Annotated in this window: 22 protein-coding genes; 17 read left to right on the top strand and 5 right to left on the bottom strand. The window is 67.4% G+C overall.

Features of this window, described 5'->3' with window-relative positions; translation table 11 throughout:
- Positions 1-8 precede the first annotated feature (8 nt).
- The 4 genes from ACSFB7_RS13660 to ACSFB7_RS13675 all read left to right on the top strand — a co-directional run bounded on the left by ACSFB7_RS13660 (position 9) and on the right by ACSFB7_RS13675 (position 4,155).
- Positions 9-1,091: an NAD(P)/FAD-dependent oxidoreductase gene (locus ACSFB7_RS13660; protein WP_435470870.1), complete on the top strand. Its 1,083-nt coding sequence runs from the start codon at positions 9-11 to the stop codon at positions 1,089-1,091.
- Between the two features lie 7 nt (positions 1,092-1,098).
- Positions 1,099-2,064, top strand: coding sequence for a tRNA glutamyl-Q(34) synthetase GluQRS (gluQRS, locus tag ACSFB7_RS13665; protein WP_435470872.1), 966 nt, complete (start codon positions 1,099-1,101; stop codon positions 2,062-2,064).
- Positions 2,061-2,852 (top strand): tRNA (guanosine(46)-N7)-methyltransferase TrmB, encoded by a 792-nt coding sequence (gene trmB / locus ACSFB7_RS13670; protein ID WP_435470874.1) that lies wholly within the window; start codon positions 2,061-2,063, stop codon positions 2,850-2,852. Before gluQRS ends, trmB begins: the two co-directional genes overlap by 4 nt.
- A 130-nt stretch (positions 2,853-2,982) precedes the next feature.
- Positions 2,983-4,155, top strand: a complete 1,173-nt coding sequence (locus ACSFB7_RS13675; protein ID WP_435470876.1) for an ABC transporter substrate-binding protein — start codon at positions 2,983-2,985, stop codon at positions 4,153-4,155.
- A 13-nt stretch (positions 4,156-4,168) separates the two neighbouring features.
- On the opposite strand, the gene ACSFB7_RS13680 is transcribed toward ACSFB7_RS13675, so the two are convergent.
- Together ACSFB7_RS13680 and ACSFB7_RS13685 are read right to left on the bottom strand one after the other, a co-directional pair.
- Complete coding sequence (locus tag ACSFB7_RS13680; protein ID WP_435470878.1) at positions 4,169-4,855, bottom strand: alpha/beta hydrolase; 687 nt, start codon at positions 4,853-4,855, stop codon at positions 4,169-4,171.
- A 101-nt stretch (positions 4,856-4,956) separates the two neighbouring features.
- The gene (locus ACSFB7_RS13685) at positions 4,957-5,679 is read right to left on the bottom strand and encodes a Crp/Fnr family transcriptional regulator (RefSeq protein WP_435470880.1); all 723 of its coding nucleotides are present in this window, start codon (positions 5,677-5,679) and stop codon (positions 4,957-4,959) included.
- Positions 5,680-5,816: 137 nt separating this feature from the next.
- Here ACSFB7_RS13685 and ACSFB7_RS13690 point away from each other — a divergent pair, with 137 nt between their 5' ends.
- The 11 genes from ACSFB7_RS13690 (at position 5,817) to ACSFB7_RS13740 (ending at position 18,006) form a co-directional block, all read left to right on the top strand.
- Positions 5,817-6,407 (top strand): HD domain-containing protein, encoded by a 591-nt coding sequence (locus ACSFB7_RS13690; protein ID WP_435470882.1) that lies wholly within the window; start codon positions 5,817-5,819, stop codon positions 6,405-6,407.
- A gap of 22 nt (positions 6,408-6,429) precedes the next feature.
- The gene (locus tag ACSFB7_RS13695; RefSeq protein WP_435470884.1) at positions 6,430-7,197 is read left to right on the top strand and encodes a class II aldolase/adducin family protein; all 768 of its coding nucleotides are present in this window, start codon (positions 6,430-6,432) and stop codon (positions 7,195-7,197) included.
- A 95-nt stretch (positions 7,198-7,292) separates the two neighbouring features.
- Entirely contained in the window at positions 7,293-8,174 is an 882-nt protein-coding gene (locus ACSFB7_RS13700; RefSeq protein ID WP_435470886.1) for a bile acid:sodium symporter family protein, read from the top strand.
- 7 nt (positions 8,175-8,181) lie between these two features.
- A complete protein-coding gene (locus ACSFB7_RS13705; RefSeq protein WP_435470888.1) occupies positions 8,182-9,108 on the top strand; it encodes a LysR family transcriptional regulator in 927 nt (308 codons plus the stop codon).
- Positions 9,109-9,185: 77 nt separating this feature from the next.
- The gene (tcuA, locus tag ACSFB7_RS13710; RefSeq protein WP_435470890.1) at positions 9,186-10,613 is read left to right on the top strand and encodes an FAD-dependent tricarballylate dehydrogenase TcuA; all 1,428 of its coding nucleotides are present in this window, start codon (positions 9,186-9,188) and stop codon (positions 10,611-10,613) included.
- Positions 10,597-11,835, top strand: coding sequence for a tricarballylate utilization 4Fe-4S protein TcuB (gene tcuB / locus ACSFB7_RS13715; RefSeq protein WP_435470892.1), 1,239 nt, complete (start codon positions 10,597-10,599; stop codon positions 11,833-11,835). The genes tcuA and tcuB overlap by 17 nt, the downstream gene beginning before the upstream one ends.
- A 39-nt stretch (positions 11,836-11,874) precedes the next feature.
- Positions 11,875-12,663, top strand: a complete 789-nt coding sequence (locus ACSFB7_RS13720; protein ID WP_435470894.1) for a class II aldolase/adducin family protein — start codon at positions 11,875-11,877, stop codon at positions 12,661-12,663.
- Between the two features lie 25 nt (positions 12,664-12,688).
- Complete coding sequence (locus tag ACSFB7_RS13725) at positions 12,689-13,672, top strand: Bug family tripartite tricarboxylate transporter substrate binding protein (RefSeq protein WP_435470896.1); 984 nt, start codon at positions 12,689-12,691, stop codon at positions 13,670-13,672.
- Positions 13,630-14,652 carry a D-2-hydroxyacid dehydrogenase gene (locus ACSFB7_RS13730; RefSeq protein ID WP_435470898.1) on the top strand — a complete coding sequence of 341 codons (1,023 nt, stop codon included), beginning with the start codon at positions 13,630-13,632 and terminating at the stop codon, positions 14,650-14,652. The genes ACSFB7_RS13725 and ACSFB7_RS13730 overlap by 43 nt, the downstream gene beginning before the upstream one ends.
- A gap of 41 nt (positions 14,653-14,693) precedes the next feature.
- Positions 14,694-15,683, top strand: coding sequence for a tripartite tricarboxylate transporter substrate binding protein (locus ACSFB7_RS13735; protein WP_435470900.1), 990 nt, complete (start codon positions 14,694-14,696; stop codon positions 15,681-15,683).
- Between the two features lie 46 nt (positions 15,684-15,729).
- Entirely contained in the window at positions 15,730-18,006 is a 2,277-nt protein-coding gene (locus tag ACSFB7_RS13740) for a glycoside hydrolase family 3 N-terminal domain-containing protein (protein ID WP_435470902.1), read from the top strand.
- A gap of 24 nt (positions 18,007-18,030) precedes the next feature.
- Here the strand turns inward: ACSFB7_RS13740 and ACSFB7_RS13745 are convergent, their stop codons facing one another.
- Entirely contained in the window at positions 18,031-18,384 is a 354-nt protein-coding gene (locus ACSFB7_RS13745; protein WP_435470904.1) for a hypothetical protein, read from the bottom strand.
- 173 nt (positions 18,385-18,557) lie between these two features.
- Here ACSFB7_RS13745 and ACSFB7_RS13750 point away from each other — a divergent pair, with 173 nt between their 5' ends.
- Positions 18,558-19,241 (top strand): class I SAM-dependent methyltransferase, encoded by a 684-nt coding sequence (locus ACSFB7_RS13750; protein WP_435470906.1) that lies wholly within the window; start codon positions 18,558-18,560, stop codon positions 19,239-19,241.
- A 111-nt stretch (positions 19,242-19,352) separates the two neighbouring features.
- Positions 19,353-19,634 carry a hypothetical protein gene (locus ACSFB7_RS13755; RefSeq protein WP_435470908.1) on the top strand — a complete coding sequence of 94 codons (282 nt, stop codon included), beginning with the start codon at positions 19,353-19,355 and terminating at the stop codon, positions 19,632-19,634.
- Between the two features lie 86 nt (positions 19,635-19,720).
- On the opposite strand, the gene ACSFB7_RS13760 is transcribed toward ACSFB7_RS13755, so the two are convergent.
- On the bottom strand, positions 19,721-20,071 hold the full coding sequence (locus ACSFB7_RS13760) for an alpha/beta hydrolase (protein ID WP_187110817.1): 351 nt from the start codon (positions 20,069-20,071) through the stop codon (positions 19,721-19,723).
- 259 nt (positions 20,072-20,330) lie between these two features.
- Positions 20,331-21,908 (bottom strand): efflux transporter outer membrane subunit, encoded by a 1,578-nt coding sequence (locus ACSFB7_RS13765; RefSeq protein ID WP_435470911.1) that lies wholly within the window; start codon positions 21,906-21,908, stop codon positions 20,331-20,333.
- Between the last annotated feature and the right edge of the window lie 34 nt (positions 21,909-21,942).

Consider the following 21,942-nt stretch of genomic DNA (forward strand, 5'->3'; position numbering starts at 1 on the left):
AGTCCGCCATGCCCAAAAGCGCAACTGCAAAGCCCGCCGACCGCCATCGAACTCCTGCTGCCCCACGCCACTACGCCGTTGTCGGCGCCGGCATTGCCGGGGTGGCCTGCGCACGCACGCTGCGACAGGCGGGCCACACGGTCACGCTGTTCGAGCGCGACGATGCACCCGGTGGACGCATGGCGAGCATCGACACCACCTTCGGCCGCTTCGACAGCGGCGCGCAGTACTTCACCGTGCGCGATCCGCGCTTTGCGCTGGCCCTGGAAACCACGCCCGGCCAATGCCGGCGCTGGAGCGCCAACCTCGTGCGCGTGCTCGATGCCCACGGCCGCGTGGCCGAAGCGGCGCTGCCCTCGCTCGAAGCCCACTGGGTGGCCCAGCCCGGCATGGATGCACTGGTCGCCCGCTGGGCCGCGCCGCTGGGCGACAGCCTCATCACCGGCACGCAGGTCACGCAGATCGAGCCCGATGCGCTCGACCCCCAACGCTGGCAGTTGCGCACCGCGGGTGCCGACGACTCGCAGCACGTGTATTCGGGCTTCGACGCCGTGCTGCTCGCCGTGCCGCCTTCGCGCACGCGCGCCCTGCTGGGTGACGGCAAGCTCTCGGTCACGCTCAGCCGCAAGATCGAATCGGTACGCATCGCGCCCTGCTGGACGCTGATGATCGCCTTCCCGCAGGCCAACCAGCCCACCATGTCCCACCTCGGCCCGCAATGGAACGCGGCGCGCAGCACCCACCATCGCGTGGCATGGCTGGCACGCGAATCGTCCAAGCCCGGCCGCGAACCCATCGAACGCTGGACGCTGCAGGCCAGCGCCACCTGGTCGCAAGAGCATCTGCGCGACACGCCTTCGCGCATCGAGGCCAAGCTGCTGCGCGCCTTCGCCGAGATCACCGGCATCCATGCCACGCCCGCGCATGCGCAGGCGCTGTGCTGGAACGAAGCCCAGACGCAGGTGCCTGTCGGCCAGACCCACCTGTGGGACGCCAAGGCCCGCATCGGCGTGGCCGGCGACTGGTGCACCGGCCATCGCGTGGAAGACGCGTTCCTCTCGGGCCTTTCGCTCGCGCTTGCAGTGATCTGATCCGGGGATGGGTGAGACCGGCCGTTTCGCGCCCTCGCCCACCGGGCCGCTGCATGCGGGTTCGCTGGTGGCCGCGCTGGCAAGCTGGCTCGACCTGCGCGCCCGTGGCCCGCAGGCGCGCTGGCTGATCCGCATCGAAGACGCCGACACCGAGCGCTGCCTGCCCGGCATGGGCGAGCACATCCTCCAGCAACTGGCCGCCTGCGGCCTTCTGCCCGACGAAGCGCCGGTGTGGCAAACCCGGCGCACGGCCCTCTATGAAGCCGCGCTGGCAACGCTGCAGGCGCGCGGCCTGGCCTACCCCTGCGGCTGTTCGCGCAAGGACATCAACGAAGCCCTTGCCCGCCTGGGCCAGCGCCATGAACGCCACGGCGAGCGGGTCTACCCCGGCACCTGCCGCGACGGCCTGCATGGCAAGCACGCACGGGCCTGGCGCTTCGCCACCGAGAAGTTCGAGGCCGACCGGCCACCTACGCCCGGCGTGCCCTGGGACGAAACCAGTGAATCGGAAGAAGCAGGCAGCGAGCTCTGCTGGAGCGACCGCCGCCTGGGCCTGCAGTGCCAGAACGTCAGCCGCGAGGTCGGCGACTTCGTGCTGCGCCGTGCCGACGGCCCCTGGGCCTACCAGCTCGCGGTGGTGGTCGACGACGCCGAGCAGGGCGTGACCGACGTGGTGCGCGGCGAAGACCTCACCGACAACACCGCGCGCCAGATATTGCTGCAGCGCGCGCTCGGCCTGCCGACGCCCAGCTACCTGCACACGCCGCTGGTGCGCGGCGCCGATGGCGACAAGCTCTCCAAGCAGAACGGCGCCACCGCCATCGACACCGGCACGCCGCAAGCCGCCCTGGCCGCACTCGACACCGCCGCGCGCGTGCTCGGCCTGGGCCCTGCCACAGCCTCCGCGTGCACGGCCGCGCTGGCCGGCTGGGTGCCCGAATGGCGCGCTCTCTACAATTCGCGGCCCACATGAACTTCCCCGACACCGTGCCCAACGACCTCCCGCGCAGCGAAGACGCGCCCGCATCCGCCGATGGCGACAACGGCAACAGCGGCGATGACGCCGCCGCCAAGCCGCATCCGCTGCACCGCCGCCTCAAGAGCTTCGTCAAGCGCGCCGGCCGCACCACCGATGGCCAGGCGCGCGCTTTCTCCGAACTGGGCCCGCTGTTCCTGGTGCCCTACGCGCCCGAACCGCTCGACCTGAGTGCCGCCTTCGGCGGCCGCGAAGCACCGACCGTACTGGAGATCGGCTTCGGCATGGGCGAGGCCACCGCGCACATCGCGACCGTGCTGCCCGAGACCAACTTCCTGTGCTGCGAAGTGCACGAACCCGGCGTGGGCGCACTGCTCAAGCGCATCGGCGAGCAGTCGATCACCAACATCCGCATCTGCGCGCACGACGCCGTCGACGTGCTCGACCACATGCTGCAGCCCGGCACGCTGGCCGGCGTGCATGTGTTCTTTCCCGATCCCTGGCACAAGAAGCGCCACAACAAGCGCCGCCTGATCCAGCCCGAGTTCGTGACCAAGCTGGCGCAGCACCTGCGCCCCGGCGGCTACATCCATTGCGCCACCGACTGGCAACCCTATGCCGAGCAGATGCTCGAAGTGCTGGCGGCCGAGCCCCTGCTGCGCAACACCGCCGAAGCCTATGCGCCCAAGCCGGCCTACCGGCCGCTGACCAAGTTCGAGAACCGCGGCATCAAGCTGGGCCACGGCGTGTGGGACCTGGTGTTCGAGCGCAGCAGCGCCGCCTGATTCGACTTTCGGCCCGGCCCCCGCGCGCCGGGACCAAGCCAGGTGCATCAGGGAATTCCGTCCCTGCACCCGGCTTCCCCCTTGGCCCCGATATTGCTACACTTTTTTACTACTGTTAAAAAGGTGTCACATGCACACATCTCGCAGGGAATGGCTGGGAAAGGCCTATGGGGCATTGCTGCTGGGAAGTGGCATCGCCAGCCCCGTGATGGCGCAGTCCGCGAAGACGGCGCCTGCAGCCAGCGGCGCACCACGCGTCGTGCTGCTCGGACAGTCGGTGCCATTGACAGGCAGCGCGAGTGAAATCGGCAGCGCCTTCGCTGCCGGCAGCCGGCTCGCGGTGAGCGGCTTCAACGACCGCAATGCCGCCACCGGCCTGCAACTGAAGCTGCTGCAACTCGACGACGGCTACGACGCGGCCCGCGCCACCGCCAACGCACGCACCCTGCTCACCACCCACAAGGCCGACATGCTCTTCGGCTTCGTCGGCACGGCCAGCAGCGAGGCCGGCGCGAACATCGCCACGCAGCAGGGCAGCCTGCTCTTCGCGCCTTTCGCCGCCTCCGACAACCTGCGCGGCGCCGACCATCCCAATGTGTTTCATGTGCGCCCCGGCATGATCGACGAGGCCCTGAAGATCGTGCGGCAGTGCGCCACCGTGGGGCAGACGCGCGTGGCCCTGGTGGGCGATGACGACGCGATGGGCCGTGCCGGCCTTGCAGCGGTGCAGCAAGCGATCACCGAACTGAAGCTCACGCCGCTGGTCGCAACGGCACTGGTGCCCGCCAGCGGCGACAAGCTCGATGCCGCGCTGAAAGCCGTGCAGCAGCAATCGCCGCAGGCCATCGTGCTGGTGTCGCTCTCGGGCACCACGGCCAACGCCATCCGCAAGCTGCGCAAGAGCGGCTATGGCGGCAACTTCATGGCCTTCTCGATTGTCGGCATCGATCCGCTCTACGCCACGCTCGGCAAGGACATCGGCGGCATCGTGATCTCGCAGGTGGTGCCTTCGCCACGGCCCTCGGCCATTCCCATCGTCAAGGAGTACCTGGCCGCCGTCGACAACTCCGACCAGACGGCTTCGTACGAAGGGCTCGAAGGTTTCATCGCCGCGAAGGCCGCGGGTGAAGCCGTGCGCCGTGCAGGCCGCGGCTTCAACACCGCGAGCCTGCAGCGCGTGATGACCAGCATGACCGACTACGACGTCGGCGGCTTTCGCATCAACCTGCGGCCGGGGCTGCGCGACAACGTGCGCAGCATCGACCTGATCAGCATCTCGGCCGATGGCCGGGTGCTGAGATAGCTTTCTTTTCTTTTCAGGCGCTCGCTGCTTCGTCGATCAGCGCGGCCACTTCGGCCGGGTGCGACGCCAGCGATGCATGGCTGGCCGCCAGCGTGATGACCTTCCTTGCACCGAGCCGGCCCGACATGTGCTCCTGGTTGGCCGGCGCGATCATGTGGTCGTTGCTGGAGATCTGATACCACGACGGCTTCTTCTTCCATGCCGGTGCCGTGATGGTGTCGCCGAAGGTGCTGGCCAGTGGGGCCTTTTGCGTCACGCCCATGATGCGGCCTTCTTCGGGGCTCAGGTCCTGGCAGAAGCTTTCATGGAACTTCTCGGGCAGCACCCACAGGTAGCCGTCGCTGTCGGGTGCGAGGTTGGCGGCAGCCACCGGCGGATGCGCCTGCGTGATGCCGCCGGGGCTTTCGCCGGCGTCGGGTGCGAAGGCCGCGATGTAGACCAGGCCGGTCACGTTGGGCAGGTCGCCGGCCTGCGTGATCACCGCGCCGCCGTACGAGTGGCCGACCAGCAGCACCGGGCCCTTTTCCTGCACCACCATCTTGCGTACACGCTCGGCGTCGTCGGCCAGCGAAGTCAGCGGCATCTCGACCGCGCGGATCGACGTGTACCCCTTGTGCAGCAGCTCGGCAATGACCTTGTTCCAATGCGCCGCGCCACCCCAGAAACCATGAACCAGAACGACTGTCGGTTTGTTACTCATGATCAGACCTTTTTCCCTTATTGATTGAATGAACCGATGCGCCGTGACGGCGAATCGAGAGGTTTTATACACCTCGACCGCACCGCCACAGTGACATGGCCTTACCCCGTGCTCACCAGCTTTTGAAGGGCATCTATTGATAACAATTCGATGCGTCCGTAGCCCAGAGAAATCAGGCCTTCGCCCGCCAGCGCATTGAGTTCTTTCGACAGCGTTTGCCGCGTCACGCCGAGCATCATGGCCAGCGCTTCCTGCGGCAGCATGAGCTCGTGCCGCAGGTGCACCGACTGCGTGGCATCGCCGCGCGCCAGCACCAGCAGCCGGTGCGCCACGCGCGCGCGCAGGCTGCGCAGCGTGGCGTCTTCGGCCAGGCCGTAGAGCATTCGTACTCGCGCTGCGAGCATGGCCGCGATGGCGTTGGCGAAGACGCCGTCGCGCATCTGCTGCACGAAGGCCTCGGGTGGCACCACGAGCAGGTCGAGCGCTTCGAGCGCGGTGGCGTCGTGCGTGCGCGGCGAGCCGTCGATCAGCGTGATCTCGCCGAACCAGTTGCCCGGCTCCAGCACCGCGAGGATGGCCTCGCGCCCGTCCTGCCGCAGCGACGAAATCTTGATGCTGCCCGCCACCAGCCCGTAGAAGCCGCCGCCCGCCGCATGGATCGGATCGCCCTGGCGAAACACCATCGTGCCACGCCGCACGTGGATGAGTTCGGCCGCGCCCAGCAAAGCCTCGCGCTGCGCGCGCGGAATGCTGGTGAACCACGGATTGCCTTCGAGCGCAGCGCGGTGCGGGGCGGAAAGTCGCGGCTTGGGAGAGGCAGGCATCAGGGCAGGAGCGTGGGGGGACAGGGGTTTACCAGCACGCTGCATTGTCAAATTCTTGACAGTTCAGCGTCAAGCGCAGGTCTACAGTGACCGGCACCCACACACAGACAACCACCGACAGGAACGGAGACCCCACGATGAACGCACGCGCAAGTTTCAAGAGCATGCAGGAAAGCACGCGCGAAGACTGGCAACTGATCGGCGGCGAGTTCATGCAGTTCACGGGCGGCCTGCCCGCGCGCGTGATCAAGCACCTGCAGATTCTGGAAGGCGACTACGGCGGCTTTCCGGTCGACCGCTACACCCACTCGCTGCAAACCGCCACCCGCGCGCTGCGCGACGGCCGCGACGAGGAATACGTGGTGTGCGCGCTGCTGCACGACATCGGCGACACGCTTGGCAGCTTCAACCACCCCGACATTGCCGCCGCCATCGTCAAGCCCTTCGTGAGCGAAGCCAACCACTGGATGGTGCAGCACCACGGCATCTTCCAGGGCCACTACTTCTTTCACCACATCGGGCTGGACCGCGACATGCGCGACAACTTCAAGGGCCACCCGCACTACGCGCACACGGCGGAGTTCTGCGCGCTCTACGACAACCCGGCCTTCGACCCCAAGGCCGAGACCTTGCCGATATCCGAATTCGAGCCCATGCTGCGCCGTGTGATGGCAAGCCCCAAGCAAAGCATCTACAAGACGGCGCTGCAACAGCCCGCAACCGCCTGACCCCCGAAAGGAAACACCCCCCATGAACGCCTTCTCCCAACCCGAAATCCAGAAGCTCGTGTCCGCCGAAGAGTGGCAGCTTCGCGTCGACCTCGCTGCCTGCTACCGCCTGGTGGCGCTGTACGGCTGGAGCGACCTGGTGTTCACGCACATCAGCGCGCGCGTGCCCGGCCCCGAGCACCACTTCCTGATCAACCCCTATGGCCTGATGTTCGACGAGATCACCGCGTCGAGCCTGGTCAAGGTCGACCAGCAGTGCAACAAGATCATCGACTCGCCCTACCCCGTGAACCCGGCCGGCTTCGTGATCCACAGCGCCGTGCATGCCGCGCGCGAAGACATCCAGTGCGTGCTGCACACCCACACCAAGGCCGGCATCGCCGTGAGCGCGCAGAAAAACGGCGTGCTCCCCATCAGCCAGCAATCGACCTTCGTGCTGAATTCGCTGGCCTATCACGACTACGAAGGCGTGGCCTTCCGCGACGACGAGAAGCCGCGCCTGCAGGCCGACATGGGCCACGCCAACTTCCTCATGCTGCGCAACCACGGCCTCTTGACCTGCGGCAAGACCATTGCCGACGCCTTCCTTTCGATGTACACCTTCGAGAACACCTGCCAGATCCAGATTGCGGCGCAGTCGGGCGGCAGCGAACTCACGCACGTCAACCCGAAGATCATCGATGGCGTAGGCCAGGCGATGAAGGTGCAGAGCGGTGGCCTGGGCGGCCTGTTCGTCTGGCCTTCGCTGATCCGCAAGCTCGACCGCATCGACGACAGCTACAAACAATAAGACGCGTCGATCCCCGGTTTCCACGGCTGCCAGCGCCTGCACGACAGGTGCCGGCAGCCATTTTTTTATAAGAACCAAAAGAGGAGACAAGCACCATGGACAGCACTGTCATCGTTACCCGCTTCCTGTTCGGCGCGCTCGCGCTCGTGATGTTCGGGCTCGGCCTTTCGCTTTTGCTCGCCGATTTCCGGCGCCTGTTCAAGCATCCGAAGGCCGTGACCATCGCGTTGCTGCTGCAGGTCATCGGCCTGCCGCTGGCCTGCTACGCCATCATCGTGGGCTTCGGCCTGTCGCCGGTGTTCGCCATCGGCCTCATGCTGCTGGCGGCCTCTCCGGGCGGCATCTCGGCCAACCTGTTCTCGCACCTGTTCGGCGGCAACGTGGCCATGAACATCTCGCTCACTGCGGTGAATACGCTGCTGTCGATCGTCACGCTGCCGCTCATCGCCAACTGGGCCATCGGCCATTTCGCGCAGAGCGGCCAGGTGGTGCCGCTGCAGACGCGCAAGCTGGTGGAGGTGATCGCCATCGTGCTCGTGCCGGTGGCCATCGGCATGTTCGTGGCCTCGCGCAAGCCCGGCTTCGCGGCACGCATGGAAAAGCCGACCAAGATCTTCAGCGGCGTGGTGCTGGCGGTGGTGACCGTGCTGGCCATCGCGAACGAGTGGCAGACGATGACGGCCACCTTCGCCGAGATCGGCCTGCCGGTGCTGCTGTTCAATCTCGTGAGCCTGCTCGCGGGCTACTACCTGAGCCGCGCGGCGGGCCTGGACAAACCGCTGGCCACCGCCATCAGCTACGAGATCGGCATCCACAACTCCACGCTCGCCATCTTCATCGCGGTGAGCGTGCTCGGCAGCTTTCCGCTGGCACTGCCGGCCGCCATCTACTCGGTGGTGATGTACGTCACCGCGCCGCTGTTCGGCTGGCTGCTGCTGCGGCGCGGCCAGCCCGCCGTCGTCGTGCCTGCGCGATGATGCGTGCATGGAACTGAGGCAACTGCGTTACTTCGTCAAGGTCTGCGAACTTCGCAGCATGGGCCGTGCGGCCGTCGAGCTGGGGGTGGTCACCTCGGCGCTGAGCCAGCAGATCAGCCGGCTCGAAGGCGAACTCTCCACGCGGCTGCTGCAGCGCAGCTCGACCGGCGTCACGCCCACCGATGCGGGCATGGCCTTTCTGCACCAGGCACAACTCACGCTGCGCCATGCCGACGATGCGGTGCGCGCGGCCCAGCAGGCGCGCCTGTCGGGCCATGTGAGCGTGGGCCTGGCGCCCACCACCGCCACCGTGCTGGGCGTGCCGCTGATGCAGGCCATGCAGGAGCGCTACCCCGAGGTGCGGCTGCACATGGTCGAGGCGCTGTCGGGCCACCTGGCCACGATGCTGCATGCGCGCCAGCTCGACCTTGCGGTGCTGTTCCAGACCGAGACGCCCCGGCGCTGGAGCGTGTCCCCGCTGCTGGCCGAAAAGCTCTTCGTGATCGCATCGCCGGCATTGGCCCATCGCCCCACCGGCACCAAGGTGCGCCTGTCCCAGTTGGCCGAGGTGCCGCTGATCCTGCCAAGCGGCAGCCACGGCCTGCGCGCCACGTTGATGGCCGCGTTCGCGCGGGTGCGCGTGGTGCCGCGCATCGTGGCCGAGGTCGACGGCCTCGCGCTGCTGATGGACGCGGTGCGCGCCGGCCATGGCGCCACCATCCAGCCCGGCGCCGCCACGGCCCGCCACGACCGCGACGACCTGGAACTCACGCAGATCAGCGACGCGCACGTCGGCCGCCGCAACCTGCTCGTGAGCCTGTCTGACGACGAGCTGTCGCCCGCCGCGCTGGCCGCGCGCGTGGTGGTCGCCGACACGGCCCGCGCCCTCGTGCGCGAGGGCCGCTGGGCCGGCGCAAGTCTTCTCGATCACTGAACACCCGTTGCCTGTTCAGGCCTTTCGCGTGAAGGCCGCGCTCCCTAAAGTCTCCTGCATTCCAAGGAGACCCACGAGTGATAGACGTACTGGTTGTCGGTGGCGGCAATGCCGCGCTGTGCGCCGCGCTGATGGCGCGCGAGGCCGGCGCTTCCGTGCTGCTGCTCGAAGCCTCGCCCAAGGAATGGCGCGGCGGCAATTCGCAGCACACCCGCAACCTGCGCTGCATGCACGACGCGCCGCAGGACGTGCTGGTCGATGCCTACCCTGAAGAGGAGTACTGGCAAGACCTGCTGAAGGTGACCGGCGGCCTGACCGACGAGCACCTGGCGCGCCTGGTGATCCGCGCCTCGTCGAACTGCCGCGACTGGATGCGCAGCCACGGCGTGCACTTTCAGCCGCCGCTGTCGGGTGCGCTGCATGTCGCGCGCACCAACGCCTTCTTCATGGGTGGCGGCAAGGCGCTGGTGAATGCCTATTTCCGCAGCGCTGAAAGGCTGGGCGTGCAGGTCCGCTACGACACGCCGGTGGCCTCGGTCGAACTCGACGGCGACCGCTTCGTGGCGGTGCGCACCGAGTCTGGCGAACGCATCGAAGCCAGAAGCTGCGTGCTGGCCGCCGGCGGTTTCGAGTCGAATCGCGAATGGCTGCGCGAAGCCTGGGGCCAGAACGAGCGCGGCGAATGGCCGGCCGACAACTTCCTGATTCGCGGCACGCGCTTCAACCAGGGCGTGCTGCTGAAGCACATGATTGCCGCGGGCGCAGACAGCATCGGCGATCCGTCGCAGGGCCACATGGTGGCCATCGACGCGCGCGCGCCGCTGTACGACGGCGGCATCTGCACACGCATCGACTGCGTGTCGCTGGGCGTGGTGGTCAACCGCGAGGCGCAGCGCTTCTACGACGAGGGCGAAGACTTCTGGCCCAAGCGCTATGCGATCTGGGGCCGGCTCGTGGCGCAGCAGCCGGGGCAGATCGCCTGGTCGGTCATCGACCAGAAGGCGGTCGGCCGCTTCATGCCGCCGGTGTTCACCGGCACGCAGGCCCACACGCTCGGTGAACTGGCGCAGAAGATCGGCCTGGACGAAGCCACCTTCGTGCGCACCGTGCAGGACTACAACGCCGCCTGCCGCGTCGGCCGCTTCGATCACACGGCCTTGGACGACTGCCACACCGAAGGCCTGGTACCCGCCAAGACGCACTGGGCGCGCCCTCTCGACACCGCGCCCTTTTATGCCTACCCCGTGCGGCCCGGCATCACCTTCACGTACCTGGGTCTCAAGGTGGACGAGACCGCCGCCGTGCGCTTCGGCGGCCGGCCCAGCCCCAACCTGTTCGTCGCCGGCGAAATGATGGCCGGCAACGTGCTCGGCAAGGGCTACACGGCCGGTGTCGGCATGAGCATCGGCACGGCCTTCGGCCACATCGCCGGCACGCAGGCCGCGCGCGCGGCAAAGAACCATTCAAAGAATTCCCCGGAGACCCCTCTTGCAGCAGCTCACTGATCTCGTCGCACGCGCCCGTGCGGATGCCGACGGCATCCGCAGCGCCCCGCCGCCGCAGCAGCGCGTGATCCCGATCCAGCCCGCGCTGCCGCTGACCGCCAGCGAAGCCGAGGTCGCGCGCATCCTGCAGATCTGCAATGCCTGCCGCTACTGCGAGGGCTTTTGCGCCGTGTTCCCGGCGATGACGCGCCGGCTCGAATTCGGCAAGGCCGACACGCACTACCTGGCCAACCTGTGCCACAACTGCGGCTCCTGCCTGCATGCCTGCCAGTACGCGCCGCCGCATGAGTTCGCGGTCAACGTGCCGCAGGCGATGGCGCAGGTGCGCATGCAGACGTATCACGACTACGCCTGGCCGCCCGCGATGGGTGCGCTGTACAGGAAGGCCGGCCTCACCGTCGCGCTGGCACTGGCCGGTGGCCTCGCGCTGTTTCTCGTGCTCGCGGTGGCGATGACCGGCTCGCTGCTGCACGAACCGCTTGCCGGAAATTTCTACGCGATCTTTCCGCACAACTTTCTCGCACTGGTGTTCGGCGCGGTGTTCTTCTTCGTGATGTTCGCGCTGGCCATGGGCGTGCGGCGTTTCTGGCGCGAGGTGTCGCCCGCGAACGATCCGGGCAATGCGCCTTCGATGCCCGGCGTGCGAGGCCCGGCGAGCGCCGAGGCCGCGCACGACGTGCTGCGCCTGAAGTACCTTGGCGGCGGCCACGGCGAAGGCTGCAACAACGAAGACGACCGCTTCACGCTCTGGCGCCGGCGCCTGCACCACTTCACCTTCTACGGCTTCATGCTGTGCTTTGCCTCCACCTGCGTGGCCACGCTCTACCACTACCTGTTTGGCCTGCATGCGCCCTATGCGCTCACCAGCCTGCCGGTGCTGCTGGGCACCGCCGGCGGCATCGGCCTCGTGATCGGCCCGACCGGCCTGCTGTGGCTGAACCTGCGGCGCAACGCAGCGCACGGCGACGTGGCGCAGCGGCCGATGGACCGCGGCTTCATCGCACTGCTGCTGCTCACCAGCCTCACCGGCCTGGCGCTGCTGGCCTGGCGCGACACCTCGTTCATGGCGCTGCTGCTGGCGGTGCACCTGGGCGTGGTGATGGCGCTGTTTCTCACACTGCCCTACGGCAAGTTCGCGCACGGCATCTTCCGCTCGGCGGCGCTGCTGAAGTTCGCGATTGAAAAGCGCCTGCCCAACCGCCTGCAGTTGGGCGCCGACTGAATGAACGCACCGAATCCTCCCATCGAAAGGAACCCCGCGATGACTCACCCTGGCGTGCTCCAGATCCCGTCCATGAAAGGCCGCTGCTCCGAGGCCGAATGGCAGGCCCGTGTCGATCTTGCGGCCTGCTACCGGCTGGTCGACCTGTACGGACTGTCGGACATGATGGCCAACCACATCTCCTCGCACGTGCCCGGCGAGCACGGTGCCTTTCTCATCAACCCCTACGGGATGATGTACGAGGAGATCACCGCATCCAGCCTCATCAAGGTCGACCAGGACGGCAACATCCTCTCGAAGCCCGACTTCGGCGAGCTGAACTACGGCATCAACAAGGCCGGCTATGTGATCCACAGCGCGGTGCATGCCGCACGGCCCGACGTGGCCTGCGTGATCCACACGCACAGCTGGGCCTCGATGGCGGTGTCGTCGCTCGAATGCGGGCTGCTGCCGCTCACGCAGACCGCCATGCGCTTTCTGAAGATCGGCTACCACGACTACCAGGGCGTGGTGCTGAACACCGAAGAGCAGGCCTCGCTGCTGGCCGACCTCGGCCAGGGCGAGGCCGTGATCTTCCGCAACCACGGCGCGCTGGTGGTGGGCCGCAGCGTGGGCGAAGCCTTCAACTGGATGCACCGGCTGGAGCTGGCCTGCCGCGCGCAGATCGGCGCCATGTCGTGCAACACGCCGCTCAAGGCCGTGCCGCAGCAGGTGCTGGAAGAAACCTGGAACAACTACCAGCCGGGCACGCGCCGGCCCTACGGGCTCATGGAGTGGCCGGCGCTGCTGCGCAAGCTGGACCGCATGGACCCGGGCTTTCGCGACTGACCACCCCTCCCCCGAGAACAAAAAAATGACACGAGACAAACCTTCTTCCCCCTTCCTGCGCAGGCTCTTCTGCGCCACGGCGCTGCTGGCCACAGCGCTCGGTGCCACCGCGCAGACGGCCTACCCCAACAAGCCCGTGCGCGTGGTCGTCGCCTTCACCGCCGGCGGCACCACCGACATCCTCGCGCGTGCCGTCACGCAGCAGATGTCGGAAAAGCTCGGGCAGCCCTTCATCGTCGACAACAAGCCCGGTGGCGGCGGCAACATCGGCACCGAGTTCGTGGTGCGCGCACCGGCCGACGGCTACACGCTGATCGTCAATTCGGTGGGGCCGATGGCCGTCAACCAGACGCTCTACAAGAGCCTGCCGTACGACCCGCTCACCGACCTCGTGCCGGTGGTGCAGATAGCCGACGTGCCCAACGTGCTGGTCGTGCACCCCGATGTGCCCGCCAAGACGGTGGAAGAGTTCATTGCCTACGCCAGGGCGAATCCGAACAAGCTGAACTACGGCTCGACCGGCGTCGGCACCTCTTCGCACCTGTCCAGCTTCATGCTCAGCAAGCGCATCGGCGCGCAGACGCTGCACATTCCCTACAAGGGCGCCAATGCGCTGAACGACCTGCTCGCGGGCCGCGTGCAGTTCATGTTCGCGACCATCCCCTCGGTCATTGCGCACATCCGGGCGGGCAAGCTGCGCGCCATTGCGGTGAGCAGCCTCAAGCGCTCGCGCTCGCTGCCCGACGTGCCGACGGTGGCCGAGAAGGGCTTTGCCGGCTTCTCGGCGGGTTCGTGGTTCGGCTTCTTCGCGCCCAAGGGCACGCCCGCGCCGGTGATCGCACTGCTCAACAAATCGGTGAACGACGCACTGCCTTCGCTCGAAGCGCAGATGATCCGCGAAGGCGCGGACCCGGTCGGCGGCACGCCCGCGCAGTTCGGCAACTTCACGCGGCAGGAGCATGAGAAATGGAAACTGATCGTGCGCGACTCGGGCGCAACGGCGGAATGAGCGCGGACGCACCGCTGCGCATCCTGATGACGGATGCGGCCGCAAGGCAGGCCGACACCGGTCTTGCCGAAGCGCTCGGCGGCCGCGCGCATGTGCTGGTGAACACCGGCGACGATGCGGACATCGCCTTCGTCTCGCGCGACGTCACCGGCCTCTCGACCAAGCACCAGGTGCTGCCCGAGACGCAGCGCTTTCACGATGCCCTGCGCAACGCGCCGTCGCTGCGCTGGGTGCATGCCCATTCGTCGGGCGCGGACCGCCCGGTCTACGGCGAGTTGCGTGCGCGCAGCGTGGAAGTGACGACCTCGTCGGGCGCCAATGCCAGCGTGGTCGTGCAGACCGCCTTGGCCGGCGTGCTGATGCTGGCGCGCTGCCTGCCGCAGTTGCTCGCGGCGCAGCGCACGAAGACGTGGGCGCCACTCATCGGCAGCGGATTGCCGCGCGACCTGGCGGGCCAGACGGCGGTGATCGTCGGCTGGGGGCCCATCGGGCAGGGCCTGGGTGCGTTGCTTTCCGCGCTGGGGCTGCGCGTGGTGGCCGTGCGAAGCCGCTCCGGCGCATCCGGCGCACCGGCCAGCGAGAGCGTGTGTTTCGAGGACATCCGCAACGTGCTGCCGCGCGCCGACTGGCTGCTGCTTGCCTGTCCACTGACCGACCGCACGCGCGGCCTTGTCGACGCGGCCGCGCTCGCCTTGCTGCCGCCCGGCGCGAGGCTGGTGAACATCTCGCGCGGTGAAGTCGTCGACGAGCCTGCGCTGATCGAAGCACTGCGCAGTGGCGCGCTGTCCGGCGCCTATCTGGACGTATTCGCCCACGAGCCTCTGTCGGCCGAATCGCCGCTGTGGGACATGCCGAACGTGATCGTCACGCCCCACACGGCCGGCCACTCGGACGGCAACGAAGCGCGCGTGGCCGCCCTCTTCCTGGACAACCTGCGGCGCTGGCATGAAGGCCTGCCGCTGCACAACCGCGTGAGCTGAAGCGGCTTTACTTTCACAACAACACCAAGAGACCACGACAAATGAACCGACACCTTCCACGCCCGGCCACCTTCCTGCGTGCCGGCATCGCCACCCTGCTGCTTGCCGCGGGTGCCGCATCGGCCATCGCCGCCGACTGGCCCACGAAACCGATCACCCTCGTCGTGCCCTTCGTGGCCGGCGGCACCACCGACATCGTCGCGCGCACCGTGGGGCAGAAGCTGTCGGAATCGCTCAAGCAGCCGGTGATCATCGACAACCGTGGCGGCGCGGGCGGCACCGTGGGCGCGACCATCGCATCGAAGGCGCCCGCTGACGGGTACACGCTGTTCATGGCCACCATCGCGCATTCGATCGCGCCCGGCCTGTACAAGCGGCTGGCCTACGACTTCCAGCGCGACTTCGATCCGGTGGCGCTGGTGGCCTCCACGCCCAATGTGCTGATCGTCAACGAGAAGGTGCCCGCGAAGACGGTGGCCGAACTGGTGGCCTACATCAAGGCCAACCCGGGCAAGGTCAACTTCGGCTCGGCCGGCAACGGCAGCACCGAGCACATCTCGGGCGAGCTGTTCCGCTCGATGACGAAGACCGACATCGTGCACGTGCCCTACAAGGGCGGCGCACCGATGATGGCCGACCTGATGGGTGGACAGATTCAGATGGCCATCGAGACCAGTCCCTCGGCTTCGCCCCACGTGCGCGCCGGCAAGGTGCATGCGTTGGCCGTGACCACGAAGACCCGCTCGCCCGCCTACCCCGGCGTGCCCACGCTCGATGAGGCCGGCCTCAAGGGCTATGACATGACCACCTGGTTCGCGCTCATGGCGCCGCACGGCACGCCGCCCGAGATCGTGCAGCGCCTGAACACCGAGCTGGCCCGCGCGCTGCAGCAGCCCGACGTGGCGAAGCGCTTCGAGGAACAGGGCGTGACCGCCGGCAACATGAAGCCCGCGGAGCTTGCCGCCTTCATCGGCACCGAGACCACGAAGTGGGTCAAGGTGGCGAAGGACGCTGGCGCAACGGCCGAATAGGGCTGCCCTCCGGAGCGGGCGAACGGAGCCTTCAGAATAGAAGGCCATGCACGTCAGAAAACCCGCCTTCTTTTTCGCTCTCTGCCTCGCCGGCGCCCTCCCCTTCGCATCCGCTGCACCCGCCCTCGGCAGCCCCACGGCACCCGAGGCGGTGCAAGCGCGCATCGAGGCGCTGATCGCGCGCATGACGCCGCAGGAAAAGGCCGGCCAGTTGAGCCTGTACGGCCCCGCCGACATCAACACGCCCAACAACCCGCAGGCCGGCTGGCGCAACGGCCAGCAAGAGACCGAAGACGTGCGCGCAGGCCGGCTCACCGGCCTCTTCAACAACGCGGGCCTGGCCGGCAAGCTGCGGCTGCAGCAGATCGCGGTGCGCGAATCGCGGCTGGGCATTCCGCTGATCTTCGGCGCCGACGTGATCCACGGCTTTCGCACCATGTTCCCGATGCCGCTGGCCGAAGTCTCGAGCTGGGAGCCCGCGCTGGCCGAGCGCACCGCGCGCGCGGCGGCGGTCGAGGCCACGGCCGACGGCTTCCGCTGGACCTTCGCGCCCATGGTCGACATCGCACGCGATGCGCGCTGGGGCCGCGGCCTCGAAGGCGTGGGCGAAGACGTGTACCTCGCGCGCCAGTTCTCGGCCGCGCGCGTGCGCGGCTTCCAGGGCACCAAGCTGTCGAACGCCGATTCGATGCTCGCCACGCCCAAGCACTTCGCGGCCTACGGCGCGGCCGAAGGCGGGCTCGACTACAACACCAGCGAGATCTCGGAGCGCACGCTGCGCGAGGTCTACCTGCCGCCGTTTCGCGCGGCCATCGATGCCGGCGCGCTGTCGGTCATGAGCGCCTTCAACGAAATCGGCGGCGTGCCCTCGACCGCCAACCCCGCGCTGCTGACTGGAGTGCTGCGCGACGAATGGAAGTTCAAGGGCTTCGTGGTGTCCGACTACACGGCCGACGAAGAACTGGTCGAGCACGGCTATGCCGCCAATCCGCGCGAGGCGGCCAAGCAGGCCTTCATGGCCGGCACCGACGTCAGCATGCAGAGCGGCCTGTACATGCGCTATCTGCCCGACCTCGTGGCCACGGGCGAAGTGCCGATGGCGCGGCTCGATGAAGCGGTGCGCCGCGTGCTGTGGGTCAAGTTCAAGCTCGGCCTCTTCGACGATCCGCTGCGTGGCCTGGACGGCCCGCCCGCCGCAACCCGCGCGGAGAACCCCGAGTTCATCGCGCTGGCCCGCGAGAGCGCGCGCCGCTCCATCGTGATGCTGAAGAACGAGCAGATGCTGCTGCCCCTGCCCAAGGCCGGCACGAAGATCGCGTTGATCGGGCCTTTTGCCGAAGGCACGACCGAACTGCTCGGCGCCTGGAGCCTGTTCCCGGGCCAGACAGCGCCGGTGGGCATCGACCAGGGGCTGCGCACCGCGCTGGGCAGCAACTCTTCGCTGACCATCGTGCGCGGCTCGAACGTCGAGTCGCCGCTGCCCGGTGGCATCGATGCCGCCGTGGCCGCCGCGCGCAATGCCGACGTGGTGCTGCTGGCCATCGGCGAGAGCGAGAAGATGTCGGGCGAGGCACGCTCGCGCAGCGACATCGGCATGCCGCAGGCGCAACAGGACCTGGCCGAAGCCGTGGCCGCCACCGGCAAGCCCGTGGTCGTGCTGCTCAGCAATGGCCGCGCAATGGCGCTCAAAGGTGCGGTGCGCAATGCACGCGCCATCCTCGTCACATGGTTCCTCGGCGTGCAGACCGGCAACGCCATTGCCGACGTGGTGTTCGGCGACTTCAATCCTTCGGGCCGCCTGCCCGTGAGCTTTCCGCAGACGGCGGGCCAGGTGCCCTACTACTACGGCCACAAGCGCACCGGGCGGCCGTCGCCCGAAGGCGCACCGGCCACCTACTTCAAGACGCGCTACCTGGATGCGACGAACGAGGCGCTCTACCCCTTCGGCTTCGGCATCGGCTATGCGCCGGTGCGCTACGACAGCGTCGAGTTGAGCCAGGAGCGGATGACGATGTCGGACACGCTGCGCGTGCGCGCCACTCTCACCAACACGGGCCAGCGCGAGGCCGAGGAAGTGGTGCAGCTCTACACCGCCGAGCGCGCGGCCAGCGTGACGCGGCCGGTGCGCGAACTCAAGAACTTCCAGAAAGTGCGCATCGCACCGGGCGCGTCGAGCGTCGTGGAGTTCACGCTCACGGCCGATGACCTGAAGTTCATCGGCCGCGACATGAAGCCCACGGTCGAGCCGGGCGAGTTCGACCTGTGGGTGGCGCCTTCAGCGGCAAGCGGCATCCGCAAGCGCTTCGTGCTCACCCGGGATTGACTTGCCCTGCGGCTTACTCGCCGCCTACTCGCCGCTGACTGTCGAGCCGGCAGGCTGGTTCGCCGATGCCACCGGTGGCGCCACTTGCGATTCGAGCACCTCGGTCGGATGCATGGCGTTGTTGGCGCGGGTCGCCTCGGCCTGAACCTGCGCGCGGTCCGCGCCTGTCGGCATCGGTGCCACCTGCGATTCGGCGACCTCGGTTGCATGCATGGCGTTGTTGGCGCGCACCGCTTCCGCCGCCACCGTGTCGCGCGACATGGTCGAGTGTGAAATCTGCGGATAGTCGGGATCGGCCTGGCCACCCGCGTGTGCCAGCGAGGCCAGCACCAGCGCCGGCGCGGCGGCGATGCACAAGGTCAGGGTACGAATCTTCATGAGAGTCTCCTGTAATGATGCACCTCACTCTAGGGCGACCTACTTACCAGCCTGTGAGAGCTTGCTTAGCGCCACGTGAGATGGCCCTTGTGCTTGCCCGGGGCCGGACGACGCGCATACTGGCCCACCTTTGCTGTTTCGAGGCCTCGCACGCGAGGCCCCGCCCCCTTCCGATGCCGGGCTACCGAATCAAGCTGGAACGCATCGCCATCGCGGGTGCGGATGACCTCGTCATCCAGTCGCTGCTGGACCGCCAGCAGTTCGCCGACCCACTGGGTGCGGCCGCCGCACAGGGCATTTCTTCCGCTGCGTGGCCGATGTTCGGGCTGCTGTGGCCGTCGGGCGCGCAACTGGCCGCGCGCATGGCGGTGCATCCGGTGGTCATCGGTGCGCGCGTGCTTGAAATTGGTTGCGGCCTCGCGCTTGCGAGCCTCGTGGGCCACCGCCGCGGCAACGACATGACCGCGAGCGACTGCCATCCGCTCACTGCCGGCTTCCTGCTGGAGAACCTTCGACTGAATGCGCTGCCGCCCATGAAGTACCGGCGCGGCCACTGGGGCATGCACGAGACGCATGCCGTTGGCGACGTGCGCGGCCTGTACGACCTCGTCATCGGCAGCGACCTGCTCTACGAACGTGATACGAAAGGCCTGCTCGCCGCCTTCATCGGTCGCCACACGGGCCCCGCCGCCGAGGTGTGGATCGTCGACCCCGACCGGGGCAACCGCCCGGCCTTCAATCGGCAGATGGCGGACGAGGGATTCGGCATGCGCGAGGAGCGGCTGGATCGGTTGGCGACGGCGGAGCACCTGGCCTACAGAGGGCGATTGCTGACCTACCGGCGAACCGGCGGTTGAAGTTTTATATTCGGCCGCTTCGCCATCGCAGATGGCTGCTTTGTCCAAGAGGCGTCATCAAGTACCGGCGCGACTTTCGCTGAGCGCGTTCAATTCACGCATCACCACCCGATGAACCCACACATTCCCATCGACTCGCGCCTGCAGCTCGTCTCCGACACCGATGTCGAGATCTACTGGTTTCAATCGAATGGTTTCGTTCGTGCCATCCAGGGCCAGCACGAGGGCCCGCAGTGCGCGCCGCTGTTTCGCTATCGCGCGCTTTCCGGCGACAGCATCGAGTTGATCGGCTCCGAAGGCGTCATCGGCACTTGGACCCAGCTCAGGATCGAAGACGATCTTCTCCATGCCGAACGCGCGGGCAAGGCGGTGGCTTTTCACATCGGTGCCTGAAGTCGCGTGATCCGCGACACCAACGAAAAAACGGGCCGCAAGGGCCCGTTCTTCATGCAGCCGACGTATCGGCTTGCTGGTTTGGCTTACAGGCCAGCCTGGCGCGTGAACGACACGCTGGGCTTCTTGTAGGCAGCCGGCACTTCGTCGCGGTAGAACGCGCGGCGGTCGAGGCTGGCCAGCGGGTCGTGGGCCTTGGCAACAGCTTCGGCTTGCACGACAGCGCGGTCGGCGGTCGAGGTGAACGGTTGTGCACCGGCAGTGGCGCCGTCACCGTAGACATTGCCGGCGTGTGCGGCAACAACGGCTTGCGACGAGACTTCAGCGCGCGAGATCGTGGAGTTCACGGTGTGCACGCCGTCATAGGTTTCTGCATGTGCTCCGGCAGCAGCCAGGAGCGAGAGAGCAGCAGCAGCGAGGATCTTCGAGGCATTCATTTCAATCTCCTTCAGGGGTTGGTTGGTGAGATGAAGTGTGATCCTCAAGCGCATCAAAAAACGTCTGTGAAATGAACCACGGCGTTCACAGGATTGAAACAATGCGGCCCTTGAAAAGCGGCCGGTCAATAGGGGTTGCCCCAACTTTCCCAATGAAGCAGATGGGGTTTGCCAGCCTCCGTCAAAGAGGCGCTGCAACGAATACAAACATCTCCCACAACAATGAAACAACATGCGCGACAGGCCTGGAGCGCGCACGTCATTCACCGGAAGGTGCTGTCGCCTCTCGTGCTGCCTCCCGGTTCCACCATCCACCGCCCAGTGCCTGGAACAACGCGGCGGTGTCTCCCAGCCGTGTGGCTTGCGCCTGCGCCAGCGCGAGCATGGCCTGGTGGTGCGCCTGCTCTGCCGTCAGCAGCGCCAGGCGATCCACGTAGCCACGGCCCAACTGCCGGCGGATCAGCTCCATCGACGTTTTCGTCGTGCGCTCCAGCTCGACCGTCGCGCGCAATGCCCTGGCGTCCGCATGGATGGCCTGCAGGGTGTCCGCCACGTTCTGGAAGGCGGTGATGACCGTCGCCCGGTACTGCGCATCGGCCTGGCGCAGTTCTTCCTCGGCCGCACGCTGGCGATGGCGCAGCACACCGCCATCGAACAACGGCTGCGTGATGTTGCCGGCCAGGCTGAAGAAGCGCCCCGAATCCATGAACATCTGGCCGAAGCGGCTGGCGGCACCACCCCAGGTGGCGTCGATAGAGAACTGCGGCAGCCGGTTCGCGATGGCCACGCCGACCTGCGCGCTCGCTGCGTGCAACTGCTCTTCGGCCGCGCGCACATCGGGGCGCTGCGCCACGAGCTGCGAAGGCAGGCTCAGCGGAAGTTCGCGCGGCAGCGTCAGCGAGGCGAGATCGAAGGACTCGGGCAACTCCACGTCCTGCACGCCGCCGGTGAGCGCGCGCAACAGGTTGCGGGTCTGCTCGAACTGCTTCTCCAGCGGCGGCAGCAACTGGTTGGCTTGCGCGAGTGCGTTCTCCTGCACCGCCAGGTCGAGCCGCGAGGCATAGCCGGCCTTGAGCTGCCGCTGCAGCAGCGCGACCGACTGCGTGTTGATCTCCACGATCGCGCGCGTCGTCGCAATCTGCTGGCGCAGCGAGGCTTCCTGGATCGCCGCGGCCACCACGTTGGCCGCGAGCGTGAGGTACGTCGCCTCCAGTTGCAGTTGCTGGTAGGTCGCCTGCGCCTGCAGCGCCTCGACCTGGCGACGGTTGCCGCCGAACACATCGGGCGCATAGCCCACGGTCAACTGTGCCGTGTGAAAGTTGTAGATCACAGGCGCGTTGAAGGGCGCGCTGCCACCATCTTTCGCGGGCGTGTTCGCGGTGGTGCTGATCACCGTTCCGTTGCCCTGCACGCCGGGCGAGTTGCCGCCGAGATTTCCTGCGATCTTGGTGCGCGTGGGCGAATAGCTGGCCTGCACCGCAGGAAAGAAAAAGCCCTGCTGCGCCCGCACGTTCTCCTGCGCGACGCGCAATGCCGCCTGCGCGGACTCGATCGTCGGATTGGCCGCAAAGGCCTTGCGCACGACCGCATCGAGCGGCTTCGATCCGAACAGCGTCCACCAGTCGGCCTGGATGTCGCGCGTGGCGTCGAAGCGCTGCGCATCGCCCGCGGGCACAGGCGCGGCTGCAGTCGCCTCAGGCAACGGCTTGGGAGAGAAGCCATTGGACGCTGCCAGTGTCGGGCGCACATAGTCCGGCCCTACGGCGCAGCCGGCGAGCAGCATGGCGCTGGCCAGCGCCACGGTGTGCAGCAGGCCGGGTCGGGTCGATCGGTTCATCGCAAGTGTTCGCATGGGTGAAATTTCTCCGCGT

The organism is Variovorax raffinosi, from assembly GCF_051216615.1.
Lineage (GTDB): Bacteria > Pseudomonadota > Gammaproteobacteria > Burkholderiales > Burkholderiaceae_C > Variovorax.